13 protein-coding genes are annotated in these 14,940 nt (G+C 66.1%); 10 read left to right on the top strand and 3 right to left on the bottom strand.

The window, feature by feature from the left end:
• Nucleotides 1–47: 47 nt before the first annotated feature.
• Nucleotides 48–1,349, top strand: a complete 1,302-nt coding sequence (locus GGI48_RS28780) for a carbohydrate porin (RefSeq protein ID WP_179601290.1) — start codon at nt 48–50, stop codon at nt 1,347–1,349.
• Nucleotides 1,350–1,384: 35 nt separating this feature from the next.
• A complete protein-coding gene (locus GGI48_RS28775) occupies nt 1,385–3,046 on the top strand; it encodes a GMC family oxidoreductase (protein WP_179601288.1) in 1,662 nt (553 codons plus the stop codon).
• A 9-nt stretch (nt 3,047–3,055) separates the two neighbouring features.
• On the opposite strand, the gene hpaA is transcribed toward GGI48_RS28775, so the two are convergent.
• On the bottom strand, nt 3,056–3,988 hold the full coding sequence (gene hpaA, locus GGI48_RS28770; protein WP_179601286.1) for a 4-hydroxyphenylacetate catabolism regulatory protein HpaA: 933 nt from the start codon (nt 3,986–3,988) through the stop codon (nt 3,056–3,058).
• A gap of 199 nt (nt 3,989–4,187) precedes the next feature.
• Here hpaA and GGI48_RS28765 point away from each other — a divergent pair, with 199 nt between their 5' ends.
• The 8 genes from GGI48_RS28765 (at nt 4,188) to hpaI (ending at nt 11,636) form a co-directional block, all read left to right on the top strand.
• On the top strand, nt 4,188–4,847 hold the full coding sequence (locus GGI48_RS28765; protein ID WP_179601284.1) for a fumarylacetoacetate hydrolase family protein: 660 nt from the start codon (nt 4,188–4,190) through the stop codon (nt 4,845–4,847).
• A 9-nt stretch (nt 4,848–4,856) separates the two neighbouring features.
• The gene (locus GGI48_RS28760; RefSeq protein WP_179601282.1) at nt 4,857–5,657 is read left to right on the top strand and encodes a fumarylacetoacetate hydrolase family protein; all 801 of its coding nucleotides are present in this window, start codon (nt 4,857–4,859) and stop codon (nt 5,655–5,657) included.
• Nucleotides 5,658–7,118, top strand: coding sequence for a 5-carboxymethyl-2-hydroxymuconate semialdehyde dehydrogenase (hpaE, locus tag GGI48_RS28755; protein ID WP_179601280.1), 1,461 nt, complete (start codon nt 5,658–5,660; stop codon nt 7,116–7,118).
• 54 nt (nt 7,119–7,172) lie between these two features.
• Complete coding sequence (gene hpaD / locus GGI48_RS28750) at nt 7,173–8,024, top strand: 3,4-dihydroxyphenylacetate 2,3-dioxygenase (RefSeq protein ID WP_016968556.1); 852 nt, start codon at nt 7,173–7,175, stop codon at nt 8,022–8,024.
• A gap of 135 nt (nt 8,025–8,159) precedes the next feature.
• A complete protein-coding gene (locus tag GGI48_RS28745; protein ID WP_179601278.1) occupies nt 8,160–8,549 on the top strand; it encodes a 5-carboxymethyl-2-hydroxymuconate Delta-isomerase in 390 nt (129 codons plus the stop codon).
• Nucleotides 8,550–8,711: 162 nt separating this feature from the next.
• The gene (locus GGI48_RS28740; RefSeq protein ID WP_103741173.1) at nt 8,712–10,019 is read left to right on the top strand and encodes an MFS transporter; all 1,308 of its coding nucleotides are present in this window, start codon (nt 8,712–8,714) and stop codon (nt 10,017–10,019) included.
• A gap of 2 nt (nt 10,020–10,021) precedes the next feature.
• Complete coding sequence (hpaH, locus tag GGI48_RS28735) at nt 10,022–10,825, top strand: 2-oxo-hept-4-ene-1,7-dioate hydratase (RefSeq protein WP_047304808.1); 804 nt, start codon at nt 10,022–10,024, stop codon at nt 10,823–10,825.
• 10 nt (nt 10,826–10,835) lie between these two features.
• Nucleotides 10,836–11,636 (top strand): 4-hydroxy-2-oxoheptanedioate aldolase, encoded by an 801-nt coding sequence (hpaI, locus tag GGI48_RS28730; RefSeq protein WP_016968552.1) that lies wholly within the window; start codon nt 10,836–10,838, stop codon nt 11,634–11,636.
• A 465-nt stretch (nt 11,637–12,101) separates the two neighbouring features.
• Here the strand turns inward: hpaI and GGI48_RS28725 are convergent, their stop codons facing one another.
• Both GGI48_RS28725 and GGI48_RS28720 read right to left on the bottom strand, forming a co-directional pair.
• Entirely contained in the window at nt 12,102–13,244 is a 1,143-nt protein-coding gene (locus GGI48_RS28725; protein ID WP_179601276.1) for a glycerate kinase, read from the bottom strand.
• A gap of 419 nt (nt 13,245–13,663) precedes the next feature.
• Nucleotides 13,664–14,794 (bottom strand): sugar diacid recognition domain-containing protein, encoded by a 1,131-nt coding sequence (locus GGI48_RS28720; RefSeq protein WP_179601274.1) that lies wholly within the window; start codon nt 14,792–14,794, stop codon nt 13,664–13,666.
• Nucleotides 14,795–14,940: the final 146 nt, after the last annotated feature.

Raw genomic sequence — 14,940 nt, 5'->3', positions numbered from 1 at the left:
TCGCTTTCAACACTCAAGACAAAAACAACAAGAAACGAGTACCCGACATGAATGCTTCCTATGCGCTGTGCCCGCTGCTGGCCGCCTTGCTGCTGCCCCTGGATTGCCTTGCCGATACGCCGCCCGCAACCCGTAGCGGCCCGCTGTCCGGGCTGGGCGACTACCTGACCGACCAGGGCATCACGCCCCATGTGCAGTTTCTCAGCCTGGCGATGAAGAACCTCGACACCGGCCCCCGCCCCCACAGCTTCGGCAACAGCGGCGATCTGTTCGTCGGCGCCGATATCGACCTGGGGACCTTGGCCGGGCTCGACGGCGCGGCCCTGCACTTCGAACAGACCCTGTTCATCCTCGACCAGCAGACCGGCGTGCCCACTTCGCGCAACTGGCAGGGCGCCGCCGGCAGCTACTTCGGCGGCGCGCCGATCCACAATGACCTCACCAGCAACCAGCTGAGCCTTTTGACCTACCAGCAAACCTGGCTCGAGGGCCAGGTCGATCTGAGCCTGGGGCGGACCAACGCCCGGCGCTACTTCTATATCTACAACTGCGAAAGCACCATCACCTGCAACGACCCGATCATCGATTCGTCCACCGGCATCCTGCCGCCGCCCTACGGCAGTTGGGGCGGCTACCTGAAATACCGGCTTACGCCCCAGTGGTACGTGCACGGCGGCGCCTTCGAATCCAACCCGGTGGACTACCTGAAGGAGCGCAAGGGCCTGGACTTCAGTACCGACGACGCCAGCGGCACCAGCCTGCTGCTGGGCATCGGCAGCCAGAATCAAGAGGCCTACAGCGCCCACTACGAGCTCAACGGCTACTACAACACCTCCAAGCAGGTAGACCCGCTGACCGGGGCCACGGCCTTCGGCACGGGTGGCGCCTTCTTCAAGTTCCAGCAGGCGCTGTGGCGCGCCGACGCCGGCACCGGCACTGCGCCCCAGGCCCTGCTGCTGTTCGGCTCGCTGTCGGCGGCGGCCGACGACAAGCAGCCCTTCAGCCAGTTCGCCGAGGCCGGGCTGACCTATCTGGCGCCCTTCGACCGGCCCCGGGACAAGCTCAACCTCAAGGCCAGCTACCTGCGCCTCAACGATCACCAGCTGCGTTTCCAGCAACAGGCCCGGACCGCCAACGGCGGCGACCCGCGCCTGGGCGAACGCAATGTCTATGCCCTGGAAGCCAACGCCCATATCGCCCTGACTCGGCAACTGGCCCTGGAGCCCAGCGTCCAGTACCTGATCAACCCGGACAACTTCTACAACCCCGAGGCCCGCGAGCTGAGCGGCAACGGCTTTGTCGTCGGCCTGCAAGTGACCCTCGACGTCGGCTCGCTGCTGGGGCTGTGAGATGGATTTCTGTGACTGCCCAAAGAGGTATCCCCATGACTGAACACACCACGCAAACCTTCGACTACATCGTGGTCGGCGCCGGCTCCGCCGGTTGCGTGCTGGCCAACCGGCTGTCCGCCGACCCCAAGGTCCAGGTGTGCCTGATCGAAGCCGGGCCCAGCGATCGCAGCCTGCTGCCGGCCGCCTATGTGCGCACCCCGGCGGGGATCATCCGCCTGATCGCCAACCCGCGCTGGAACTGGATGCACCGGTTCAGCCCCCAGGCCAGTAGCGGCGACGTGCCGATCCCCTGCCCCCGCGGCAGGGTCTGGGGCGGCTCCAGCGCGATCAACGGCATGATCTATATCCGCGGCCATCGCCAGGATTTCGACCGCTGGGCCGCCGCCGGCAACCAGGGCTGGAGCCACGACGAGCTGCTGCCCTACTTCAAGCGTTCGGAGCATTTCGAACCGGGCGCCTCGCCGTGGCACGGCCAGCACGGCGAGCTCAACGTCGCCGAGCAGCGCAGCCCGAGCCCGGTCAATCAGGTGTTCTATGACGCGGCCACGGAGCTGGGCTGGAACTACAACCCGGACTTCAACGGCCCGGAACAGGAAGGCTTCGGCCCCTTCCATGTCACCCAGGTCAACGGCGAGCGTTGCAGCGCGGCCCGGGCCTTCCTGCACCCGATCCTGCAGCGGCCGAACCTGAGCGTGCTGAGCAGCACCCTGACCCACCGGGTGCTGCTGCAGGGCACCCGCGCCAGCGGCGTGGAGATCAGCCACAACGGCGAGGTGCGGCAGTTGCAGGCGCGCCGCGAAGTGATCCTCTGCGCCGGGGCGATCAACTCGCCGCAGTTGCTGCTGCTCTCCGGCATCGGCCCGGCGGAGGAACTCAAAGCCCACGGCATCCTGCCGCGTCACCCATTGCCGGGGGTCGGCCTGAACCTGCAGGACCACCAGGACATCGTGCTGATGTACCGCAGCGACCCCGAGCTGGGCTACGGCCTTTCGCCCAAGGGCCTGCTGCCCCTGGCCCGTTCGCCCTGGCAGTACCTGACCCGGCGCCAGGGCCCGCTGACCTCCAACACCGTCGAGTCCGGGGCCTTCCTGCGCCTTACGCCCGAGGACCCGGTGCCGGAACTGGGGCTGATCGTCGCCCCGGCCCTGAAGAACCAGCCCCAGCGCCTGATTCCCGTGGGCCATGGCATCAGCCTGCATGTGGCGGTGATGCACCCGCAGAGCCGTGGCCGGGTGCGCCTGAACTCCGCCGACCCGCACGACAAACCGCTGATCGAAGCCAACTTCCTCAGCCACCCGGAAGACCTGCGCAAACTGGTGGCCGGCTTGCGCCTGGTGCGCCAGCTGGCGGCGACCCGGGCCTTCTCTCGGCGCCTCAAGGGCGAGCTGGTGCCCGGCCCGCAGGTGCAGAGCCAGGAACAGATCGAGCAATGGATTCGCCAGCACCTGGGCACGGTGTTCCACCCGGTGGGCAGCTGCAAGATGGGCCATGACGAACTGGCGGTGGTCGACGACCAACTGCGGGTCCACGGCCTGCAGGGGCTGCGGGTGGCGGACGCCTCGATCATGCCGAGCCTGATCACCGGCAACACCAACGCAGCGGCAATCATGATCGGCGAAAAGGCCGCGGACCTGTTGCTGGGAGCGGCCAAGGCGCAACCGAGCAACGTGCTTCAAGGCGAAGCGTGCTCCTGATGCCAGGGCTCAGGGGCGCTTGGGCGCCTCGGCCACAGGCGGGTTGATCTGTCCCTGGCGCGCCCGGTATTCCCCCGGCGCGGTCTTGGCGTAACGCTGGAAAAACCGGCTGAAATAGGCCGGGTCCTTGAAGCCCAGCTGGTAGCAGATTTCATTCACCGAACTGGCAGTGAACAGCAGCAAACGCTTGGATTCCTGCATCAGGCGTTCATACACCAGGCGCTTGGACGGCAGGTCGGCGATGCGTCGGCAGACGTCGTTGAGCCGCGCTTCGGTGACCCCCAGGGTGCTGGCGTAGCGCGCCAGGGGCCAGTGCTCCAGGTAGCGGGCCTCGATCAGTTCGTTGAAGCGGTGGAAGATCTGCAAGTCTTCATGCCGTGCCGGACGGGCCTTGAGGGAATTGGCCGACAGCCTGAGCAGGCTGATCATCAACAGCCGGGTCAGGGCTTCCAGGGCCGGCTCGCGTCCCGCGTCCTGTCCGGCGATTTCCTCCTGCAACTCCTGGAACAGGCACTCCAGGCGCCGTACCTCGCCGGCGAACTGCGGCCCCAGCCGCGCCAGGGCCACGCAGGCCGGTGGCACCAGCGGCGCCGGCGCCAGGGCCGGGTCGGCGCCGATCAGTTCCCACACCAGTTGCTGGCGCACGGTGAGCACGTGGCCCTCGCTGTCGGCCTCGGTGACGAAGGCGTGGGGAATGGTCGGCGGAGTCAGGAAGAACATCGGCCCCGACTCCAGGTACTGCTGGTCGTCCAGATAAACCCGCACCGCGCCGCTTTGCACGTAATGCACCTGAAAGAAGCGGTCGTGGCGATGCACCGGCATGTTGCGGCCGAAGAAGCCGGCGAGATTGCTCAGCTTGTCGTAGTGCACCTGGGCATCGGCGTAGCGCTGATCGTAGACCTGGCCGATGTTGATATTGGGAATGGGTTGACGTGGGTTCATGGCACCCTTCTGTTTTTTATTTTTTCAGCACGCAGAGCGTTGGCATCCTGCGCGATTCGCGGCGTGCCCGCCAGGGCACGAGGCAATCGATCAGGCTGGCGCTTGACGATCGTTAACATATTAAATATAACGTTAATACATTAACGAACTCGACCCGCCAGCGGCAAGCCGCCACGGGAACCAACACCAGGAGAGCCCGATGAGCCGTGCACTGAACGATCACGCCGGCGGCACCCTGTTCGGCGTTGCGCTGAACTACCAGGGGTTGCTGCAGAGCCATCTGCAAAGCTTCACCCAGCCGCCCTACCAGAAGCCGCCGGTGAAACCGGTGCTGTTCATCAAGACCCCCAACACCCGCAATTCCCATGAAGCGCCGGTGGTATTTCCCAAGGACGTCCAACGCCTGCAACCGGGCCCGGCCCTGGGGGTGGTGATCGGCAAGCGTGCCAGCCGGGTGAGCCTGGAAAACGCCCTGGAGCATGTGGCCGGCTACACCATCGTCAACGAGTTCAGCCTGCCGGAAGACAGCTACTACCGCCCCGCGGTCAAGGCCAAGTGCCGCGACGGCTTCTGCGCCATCGGCCCGCAACTGGTGCCGGCGGCCGAGGTGAGCGATCCCCACGACCTGAGCCTGGAGCTGTTCGTCAACGGCGAACGGGTGCAGCACAACAGCACCGCCAACCTGGTGCGCAGCATTCCCCAGCTGATTGCCGAAATCAGCGAGTTCATGACCCTGCACCCCGGCGACGTGCTGATCACCGGCACTCCCGAAGGCCGGGTCGATGTGCGCCCCGGCGACCGGGTCGAAGTGCAGATCAGCGGCCTGGGCCGTCTGGCCAACAGCATCGTTGCCGAATAAGGAACCGACATGAAACATGCACGCATTCGTTATCAGGGTCAGGTCCACCAGGCCCTGGTCACCGGTCCCAACACCCTGCAACTGGAAGACGGCCGGGTTCTCGCCGAAGACCAGGTGCAGTGGCTGCCCCCGGCCACCGGGACCATGTTCGCCCTGGGCCTGAACTACGCCGACCACGCCGCCGAGCTGGCCTTCACGCCGCCCACCGAGCCCATGGTGTTCATCAAGTCGCCGGGCACCTACACCGGGCACAAGCAGGTGACCTGGCGCCCGGACAACGTCGCCTACATGCACTACGAGTGCGAGCTGGTGGCGGTGATCGGCAAGACCGCGCGCAACGTCAAGCGCGAGGACGCCCTGGACTACCTGGCCGGCTACACCCTGTGCAACGACTACGCGATCCGCGATTACCTGGAGAACTACTACCGGCCCAACCTGCGGGTGAAGAACCGCGACGCCACCACCCCGGTGGGCCCGTGGATCATCGACGCGGCCGAGGTGCCGGAACCCAACAAGCTGACCCTGCGCACCTGGGTCAACGGCGAGCTGCGCCAGCAAGGCAGCACCGCCGAGATGATCTTCGACATCCCCTACCTGATCGAATACCTGTCCGGCTTCATGACCCTGCAACCGGGGGACATGATCGCCACCGGCACCCCCGAAGGCCTCAGCGATGTAGTGCCCGGCGATGAGGTGGTGGTGGAAATCGAAGGCGTCGGCCGGCTGGTCAACCGCATCGTCAGCGAACGCGAATTCTTCGCCCACTACGCCCAACCAGAACCCGCCGCTGCGGCCAAGGAGCACGCATAAATGATCAAGCACTGGATCAACGGCCGCGAAGTCGAAAGCCGTGAAGTCTTCACCAACTACAACCCCGCCACCGGTGAAGCCATTGGCGAAGTGGCCAGCGGCGGCGCCGAGGAAATCGCCCAGGCGGTAGCGGCGGCCAAGGAAGCCTTTCCGAAATGGGCCAATACCCCAGCCAAGGAGCGCGCCCGGCTGATGCGCCGCCTGGGCGCGCTGATCGAAGAGAACGTGCCGCATCTGGCAGAGCTGGAAACCCTGGACACCGGGCTGCCGATCCACCAGACCCGCAACGTGCTGATTCCCCGGGCCTCGCACAACTTCGACTTCTTCGCCGAGGTCTGCACCCGCATGGATGGCCACAGCTATCCGGTGGACGACCAGATGCTCAACTACACCCTGTACCAGCCGGTAGGCGTGTGCGCCCTGGTGTCGCCGTGGAACGTGCCGTTCATGACCGCCACCTGGAAGACCGCGCCGTGCCTGGCCCTGGGCAACACCGCGGTGCTGAAGATGAGCGAACTGTCACCGCTGACCGCCAACGAGCTGGGCCGGCTGGCGCTGGAAGCCGGGATTCCCGCCGGGGTGCTGAACATTGTCCAGGGCTACGGCGCCACCGCCGGCGATGCCCTGGTGCGCCACCCGGACGTGCGGGCAATCTCCTTCACCGGCGGCACCGCCACCGGCAAGAAGATCATGCAGACCGCCGGCCTGAAGAAGTACTCCATGGAACTGGGCGGCAAGTCGCCGGTGCTGATCTTCGAGGACGCCGATCTGGAGCGGGCCCTGGACGCCGCGCTGTTCACCATCTTTTCCCTGAACGGCGAGCGTTGCACCGCAGGTAGCCGGATCTTCATCCAGGAAAGCGTCTACCCGCAGTTCGTCAAGGAGTTCGCCGCCCGGGCCAAGCGCCTGATAGTCGGTGATCCGCAGGACCCCAAGACCCAGGTCGGCTCGATGATCACCCAGGCCCACTACGACAAGGTCACCGGCTACATCCGCATCGGCCTGGAAGAAGGCGCGACCCTGCTGGCCGGCGGCCTGGAACGCCCGGCCAACCTGGCGGCGCACCTGGCTCGCGGGCAGTTCATCCAGCCCACGGTGTTCGCCGACGTCGACAACAAGATGCGCATCGCCCAGGAAGAGATCTTCGGCCCGGTGGTGTGCCTGATCCCGTTCAAGGACGAGGCCCAGGCCCTGCAACTGGCCAACGACACCGAGTACGGCCTGGCCTCCTACATCTGGACCCAGGACATCGGCAAGGCCCATCGCCTGGCCCGGGGCATCGAGGCCGGCATGGTGTTCATCAACAGCCAGAACGTGCGCGACCTGCGCCAGCCCTTCGGTGGGGTCAAGGGCTCGGGCACCGGCCGCGAAGGCGGCGAATACAGCTTCGAAGTGTTTGCCGAGATCAAGAACGTCTGCCTCTCCATGGGCAGCCATCACATCCCGCGCTGGGGCGTGTAAGGTTTAGCACCGTCCCGGATCACGCCAACAAGAAGATGTTTCAGGAGAAGCACCATGGGCGAAGTCGTCATGGCCGCCAAGGTCTGCCACGTTCCATCGATGTACCTGTCCGAACTGCCGGGCAAGCACCACGGCTGCCGCGAGGCGGCCATTGCCGGGCACAAGGAAATCGCCCGCCGCGCCCGGGCGCTGGGAGCCGACACCGCGGTGGTGTTCGATGTGCACTGGCTGGTCAACAGCGGCTACCACATCAACTGTGGTGAAGCCTTCAACGGCACCTACACCAGCAACGAGCTGCCGCACTTCATCAAGAACATGACCTACGACTACCAGGGCTGCCCGGAGCTGGGGGAACTGATCGCCGCCGAGGCCAACGCCGCCGACGTGCGCACCCTGGCCCACAATATCCCCAGCCTGGAGCTGGAGTACGGGACCCTGGTGCCCATGCGCTACATGCACATGGACGTGCCCGCCGCCGAGCACTTCAAGGTGGTGTCGATCGCCGCCTGGTGCGCCTGGCACAAGCTGGAAGACAGCTTCACCTTCGGCGCCGCGGTGCGCCGGGCCATCGAAAAGAGCGAGCGCAAGGTCCTGGTGCTGGCGTCCGGCTCGCTGTCCCACCGGTTCTCCAACGACCGCGAAGCCGAAGCCAACATCCACAACTGGACCCGGGAGTTCGACAAGCAGGTGGACCAGCGGGTGGTGGAGCTGTGGCAGCAAGGTCGCTATCGCGAGTTCTGCGCCATGCTCCCGGACTACGCCACCAGCTGTCACGGCGAGGGCGGCATGCACGACACGGCGATGCTCCTGGGACTGTTGGGTGGACCTGAGTACAACCGCCCGGCGGAGATCATCACGCCGCTGTTCGGCAGCTCCGGCACCGGGCAGATCAACGCCATCTTCTAGAAGCAGCGGCAAGTTTCCAGCTACAAGCTGCAAGACCACATCGACAGCAGCGGCAAGTCGCCAATCTACAGCCGCAAGAGAACCCTCTTGCAGCTTGTAGCTTGCCGCTTGCCGCTGCCTCCGAAGGAGGCCTCCGTGCCGCATTTCATCGCTGAGTACACCGACAACATCGAACAGGCCGCCGATCTGCCGGGGCTGTTCACCCAGGTTCATGACTACCTGGGCGCCACTGGGGTGTTTCCCCTGGGGGGCATTCGCAGCCGCGGGGTGCGCCTGGACACCTGGCGCATGGCCGATGGCAAGCACGACTACGCCTTTGTCCATATGCGCCTGCAAGTGGGTGCCGGGCGCGACCTGGCGACCCGCCGGCAAGTGGCCGAAGGGCTGTTCGAGATCATCAAGGCGCACTTTGCCGAGCTGCAGGCCCAGCGCTTGCTGGCCCTGTCGTTCGAGATGAGCGAGCTGGATGCCGAGCTGAACTTCAAGCACAACAACGTGCATGAGTTTCTGCGCGGACAGGCCTGAGCATTGTGCCGGCCCTTTCGCCGGCAAGCCGGCGCCTACACAACGTCCATGCAACCCGTAGGAGCTGGCTTGCCAGCGAACAGGCCCGCAAGCCAGGCGCCAGCCCCGAGTCCGTCTTCGCCGGCAAGCCGACCCACACAAGAACAATAACGAGATCTCCCCATGTCCCATCCCGCAATCGCCGAGGCTCCTGTGGCCGAGGTCAACGACTGCTATCGCAAGATCACCTGGCGGCTGATGCCGCTGTTGTTCGTCTGCTACATCTTCGCCCACCTGGACCGGATCAATATCGGCTTCGCCAAGTTGCAGATGACCCAGGACCTGGGCTTCAGCGACAGCGTCTACGGCCTCGGCGCCGGGCTGTTCTTCGTCGCCTATGCGCTGTTCGGGGTGCCCAGCAACCTGGCCCTGGAACGGGTCGGCCCACGGCGCTGGATCGCCTTGCTGATGCTGGTCTGGGGCCTGCTGTCCAGTGCCCTGATGCTGGTGGACAGCGCCTGGGGCTTCTACGTGCTGCGCTTTCTGCTGGGGGTCGCCGAGGCGGGGTTCTTCCCCGGCATCCTGGTACTGCTCAACCGCTGGTTCCCGGCCAGCCGCCGCGGTCAGGTGACCGCGCTGTTCGCCATTGCCGTGCCCATGGCCGGGGTGATTGGCGGGCCGCTGTCGGGGTGGATCCTGGAAAGCTTCCACGACATCGGCGGCCTGCGCGGCTGGCAGTGGATGTTCCTGATCGAAGGCTTGCCCGTGGTACTGCTGGGGCTGGTGGTGCTCAAGGCCCTGCCGGAAAGCATCGAACAGGTGGATTGGCTGACCCCGGCGCAGAAAACCCGGCTGCTGCAGGCGCTGCACCAGGAAGAACAGCGCAAATCCATCACCCGCTTCAGCGGCATCCTCAAGGAGCGCCATGTCTGGCTGCTGGTGTGCATCTACTTCGCGGTGATGCTGGCGGTGAACACCATCGCCTTCTGGATGCCGACCCTGATCCACCACGCCGGCATCGCCCGGGACAGCAATGTCGGCCTGCTCAGCGCCCTGCCCTATCTGGCCGGCTGCCTGTTCATGCTCGGCGTTGGCCGTTCCTCGGACCGCCTGCGCGAACGCCGCTGGCATTTGGCGATACCGCTGCTGATGTCCAGCCTCGGCCTGATCCTCACCGGACTGGCCCCGGGCGATCCGTGGCTGGTGATGTTCGGCCTGCTGGTGGCGGGCATGGGCGCCAGCGCCGCGCTGCCGATGTTCTGGCAATTGCCGCCGGCCTTTCTGGCCAGCAGCACCCAGGCCGCGGGCATTGCCCTGATCAGTTCCTTCGGCAGTGTGGCCGCCTTCCTTGCCCCTTACCTGATCGGCGTGGTGCGCGACGCCACGCAAAGCGCCAGCCTCGCCCTCTATGCCCTGGCCCTGCTGATCGCCCTGGGCGCCTGGCTGGTGCTGCGGGTGCCGGCCCATATCGTCAACCCTCGGGAGAAATAACCATGCTCAGCCCCTCGGATATCCAAGAAGCCGCCGCGCGCCTCAACGCCGCCGAACGCAGCCGCGAACAGATCGGCCAGCTGTCCCTGCAATACCCCGACATCAGCATCGAAGACGCCTACGCCATCCAGCGCCGTTGGGTGGAGCAGAAGATCCGCGACGGGCGCAAGCTGGTGGGCCACAAGATCGGCCTGACGTCGCGGGCGATGCAGGTGTCGTCGAACATCACCGAGCCGGATTTCGGCGCCCTGCTGGACGACATGCTGTTCGATGAAGGCACGGACATTCCCTTCCAGCGCTTTATCGTGCCGCGGGTCGAGGTGGAGCTGGCGTTCATCCTCGGCAAACCCTTGAAAGGCCCCCACTGCACCCTGTTCGATGTGCTGGACGCCACCGACTGGGTGATCCCGGCGCTGGAAATCATCGACGCGCGCATCCAGCAGCTGGACCCGCAGACCCAGGCCACGCGCAAGGTGTTCGACACCATTTCCGACAACGCCGCCAACGCCGGGGTGGTCATGGGCGGCCGCGCCGTGCGCCCTGGCGATGTGGACCTGCGCAAGGTGCCGGCGGTGCTCTACCGCAATGGCGTGATCGAGGAATCCGGGGTGTCCGCCGCGGTGCTCAATCATCCGGCCAAGGGCGTGGCCTGGCTGGCCAACAAGCTGGCGGCCTACGACGTCGGCCTGGAGGCCGGGCAGATCATTCTCGGCGGCTCCTTCACTCGCCCGGTGGCGGCCCGTCCCGGGGATGTCTTCCACGTCGACTACGATCAGTTGGGCAGCATCGCCTGCCGCTTTGTCTGAGGAGACAGCCATGGACATGCCACTGAACCTGTTCAAACAACGCCTGCAGCACAGCGAACCGCAGATCGGCCTGTGGCTGGGGCTGGCGGACGGCTACTGCGCCGAGCTGGCGGCCAACGCCGGTTTCGACTGGCTGCTGCTGGACGGCGAACACGCCCCCAACGACCTGCGCAGCCTGCTGGCGCAGTTGCAGGCCATCGCCCCCTACGCCGCCCAGGGCATCATCCGCCCACCGATCGGCGATACCGCGCTGATCAAGCAACTGCTGGACATTGGCGCCCAGACCCTGCTGATTCCCATGGTGGAAAGCGCCGAGCAGGCGCGCCAACTGGTGCGCGCCATGCACTATCCGCCGCAGGGAGTGCGTGGCGTGGGCAGCGCCCTGGCCCGGGCGTCGCGCTGGAACAGCATCGCCGACTACCTGGACCGGGCCGATGAACAGATGTGCCTGCTGGTGCAGATCGAGAACCTCGAAGGCCTGCGCAACCTGGATGAAATCCTCGCGGTGGACGGCGTCGATGGCGTGTTCATCGGCCCGGCGGACCTGTCCGCGGCCATGGGCCAGCGGGGCAACCCCGGGCACCCCGAGGTGGTGGCGGCGATTGAAGACGCCATCGTGCGCATACGTCGAGCGGGCAAGGCGGCGGGGATTCTCAGCGCCGATCAGCGCCTGGCCCGGCGTTGCATCGAGCTGGGGGCGAACTTCGTGGCCGTGGGAGTGGATACCACGGTATTGATGAAGGGCTTGCAGAGCCTGGTCGGGCAGTACAAGACCCTGGACGCCCCCACCCGCGACGGAGGGGTTTACTGACGAGCACAGGCAGTAGGATCGGTACACACCGCCCCCTCCCCAGGCCGGCCGCAAGGCCGCCGTCAGATTTTGATCTTGATCTTGATCTGGCTTTTGATCTTCCTGCCCCTTTAGACACGATGGCCGAACGCAGGCATTGAGCCGTGGGTAACCCGGCAGGACGCCGGGTTAGCCGCCCCAGGCCATGGATGGCCTGTGGCGGCGGCCCACGGATCAATGCCGGAGTTCGGGCATGCCTCGCTATGCGAGGCACCGAGTGGAGGGGCAGGAGCCTTTGGTTACTTTGGGCTCTTCAAAGTGACTCGCCGTAAGGGCGAAACCGCCGGCCGCCGCACCTGCGGAAATGGATATGTACCCCAAACCGCCACTGTGAGAGCGAAACCCTGAGCGGCCGTTACCGCACCACCGGATATGCCCACCACCCGCCCTGATTAACGAGCTTCGCTGGCCAGCTCCAGCGAGTCTCTAGCGGGCGTTGCGGGCCAGGCGCCAGACGCGGGCGATGTCGGCGGCGCGTTCGCGCAGCAGGCGCGGGGCCTCGCGGCAGGCCTGCTCCAGGCTCATGGGGCCGCTGGTCAAGGCGAAGGCCGCGTCCACGCCGTGGGCGTACATCTGCTGGTAACCCTCGCCCAGGGTGCCGGCAATCACGATCACCGGAACACCCTGCTCCCGAGCAATCCGCGCCACACCAAACGGGGTCTTGCCACGCAAGGTCTGGGCGTCAAAGCGGCCCTCACCGGTAATCACCAGATCGGCACCGCGCACGGCCTGTTCCAGGCCCACCAGTTCCGCCACCACTTCCACCCCCGGGCGAAACTGCGCGGCAAGAAAGGCCTTGGCGGCAAACCCCAGGCCACCGGCCGCACCGCTGCCGGGTTCGTCACGCACGTCCCTGGGCAACACCTCGGCGCAGCGCTCGGCAAAGTGCCCCAGGGCCTGGTCCAACTGCTGCACCTGCTGCGCCGAAGCGCCTTTCTGCGGGCCGAAGATCGCGGAAGCGCCCTGTGCGCCGCACAGCGGGTTGTTGACGTCGGCGGCGATTTCAAAGCGCACCCGGGCCAGGCGCGGATCCATGCTGTCCAGCTCGATGCTGGCCAGGTCGGCCAGGGCCAGACCGCCACGGGGCAGCATCCGCCCCTGCTGGTCCAGCAGTTTCACGCCCAGGGCCTGCAGGGCCCCGGCGCCGCCGTCGTTGGTGGCGCTGCCGCCGATGGTCAGGATAATGCGTTGGGCACCAGCATCCAGCGCGGCCAGGATCAGCTCTCCCGTCCCGAAGGTGCTGCTGTTGCAGGCATCGCGCTGATCCAGCGCCAGCAGTTGCAGGCCGCTGGCCTCGGCCATTTCGATGATCGCCGTGTGATTCTGCGGCAGCCAGCCCCAACGGGCTTCAACAATCGCCCCCAGCGGCCCCTGGACCCGATGGCGGCGCAGTTGCCAATCGCAGGCGGCGAGAATCGATTCAACCGTGCCTTCGCCGCCGTCGGCCATCGGGCATTGGCACAGCTCGGCGTCGGGCCAGACCTCGACCAGCCCCAGGGCAATGGCCCGGGCCACGCCTTCGGCACTCAGGCTGTCCTTGAACGAGTCGGGGGCGATGATGATCTTCATGGGGTGTTCTCCGGTTCTTGTGCCGCCATGCTGCCACTTGGCGCCGGCGCTGACCCCGGGCCGCTGCACAAGTCCGAGGGCGCTTTATTGTTCATTGCTACAACCGCGCAACCTCGCCTGGTGTTGAAACCGCTGCCGCAGGCGGCGAACGGGCGCGTAGCGCTCGTGAAGGTCTTGAAAGCGATACAGGTTTGGCTGGGGATTGCCAAGCAAGGCCCTGCGGGCCTTTGCGCAGCCTCGCTGAAGCTCGGCAGCGGCTACAGAACCGTTAAATCCTCCTGGACCCTGTAGCCGCTGCCGCAGGCTGCGAACGGGCGCGTAGCGCTCGTGAAGGTCTTGAAGGCGATACAGGTTTGGCTGGGGATTGCCAAGCAAGGCCCTGCGGGCCTTTGCGCAGCCTCGCTGAAGCTCGGCAGCGGCTACAGGGGATTGGGTTGAGTGGTGTTGCGGGGCAGCAATTGCACCCCCAGGTACAGGGCCAGCATGCCGTCCAGGCGCAGGGGGGCGACGCCGCTGAGTTCGGCGATGCGCTCCATGCGGTAGCGCAGGCTGTTGCGGTGGATGCCCAGGGCATCGGCGCAGGCCTGGCTCTGGCCATCGTGGTCGCACCAGCTGCGCAGGGTTGCCAGCAGCTGGCCGTTGCTGTCCTTGGCCAGCACCTTGCGCAAGGGGCTGAGCAATTCGTCCAGGGCGTCGTCGTTGCGGTGACGCCAGAGCATCACCGGCAGGCGGTAGCGGTTGAGGGTCAGCAGCCGCGCGTCCGGCAGCAGATCACGCCCGTAGGCCAGCAGGTCGCTGACCCGGCGATAGCAGCGGCGCAAGCCGGCCAGCCCCTCGGCCTGTCCGCCCACGGCGACCCGCAGGATGTTCCAGCCCTGGCCGTCGAGTTTTTCCAGCAGGCGCGGGTTGTCCAGGTTGAGGGTCGCCGGGCGACACCAGAGCAGGGAAGTCTTTGACGAACTGACGCACCAGCTGTCCGGGTAACGGCTCATCAGCCAGGCACTGAGGGTCTCGACGCCCTGCCCCGCGGCCTGTTCCAGGGCCAGTTCGAACAGGTAAGGCGTGCGCGCCAGCTGCGGCTTGAGGCCCATCTGTCGGGCTTCGTCCACCAGGCGCGGGGAGTCGCCGTCGTCGCTCAGGAGCAAGGCCAGCAGATCGTCGCAACGCTGGCGCCGCCATTGCTGCTCGGCCTGCTGATGACGCTGGCCCACCAGCATCTCGGCGGTCATGCGCACCAGTTCGGCGTAGGTGCGCAGCAAGGCCGGATCACCGGTGATGCCCAGCACGCCGATCAGCCGCTGGTCGTGCAGCAGCGGCAGGTTGATCCCCGGTTGCACGCCCTTGAGCCGCTGCGCGGTGGGCTCGTCGATCTCCACCACCCGGCCGTTGGCCAGCACCAGTTGCGCGCCTTCATGCCGGGTGTTGATGCGCTCCGGCTCGCCACTGCCGAGGATCAGGCCCTGGCTGTCCATGACGTTGACGTTGTAGGGCAGGATGGCCATCGCGCGGTCGACGATGTCCTGCGCCAGGTCATGATCGAGTTCGAACATAGGGGGAAGGTCCTTGGACATTGTTCAGTGGCACAGGGGCGGTGGCCAATCGCTGTGCGCCGGCACAAAGACAGCGACCGCGGCGTGACCGAGACTCTCGGGGCGGTCAACGTTACCCTTGCACCGCGAAAAATCATAATAAAGAG

This window comes from Pseudomonas protegens, from assembly GCF_013407925.2.
Classification (GTDB): Bacteria; Pseudomonadota; Gammaproteobacteria; order Pseudomonadales; family Pseudomonadaceae; genus Aquipseudomonas; species Aquipseudomonas fluorescens_AP.
This window is presented reverse-complemented; position numbering and strand designations above follow the sequence as displayed.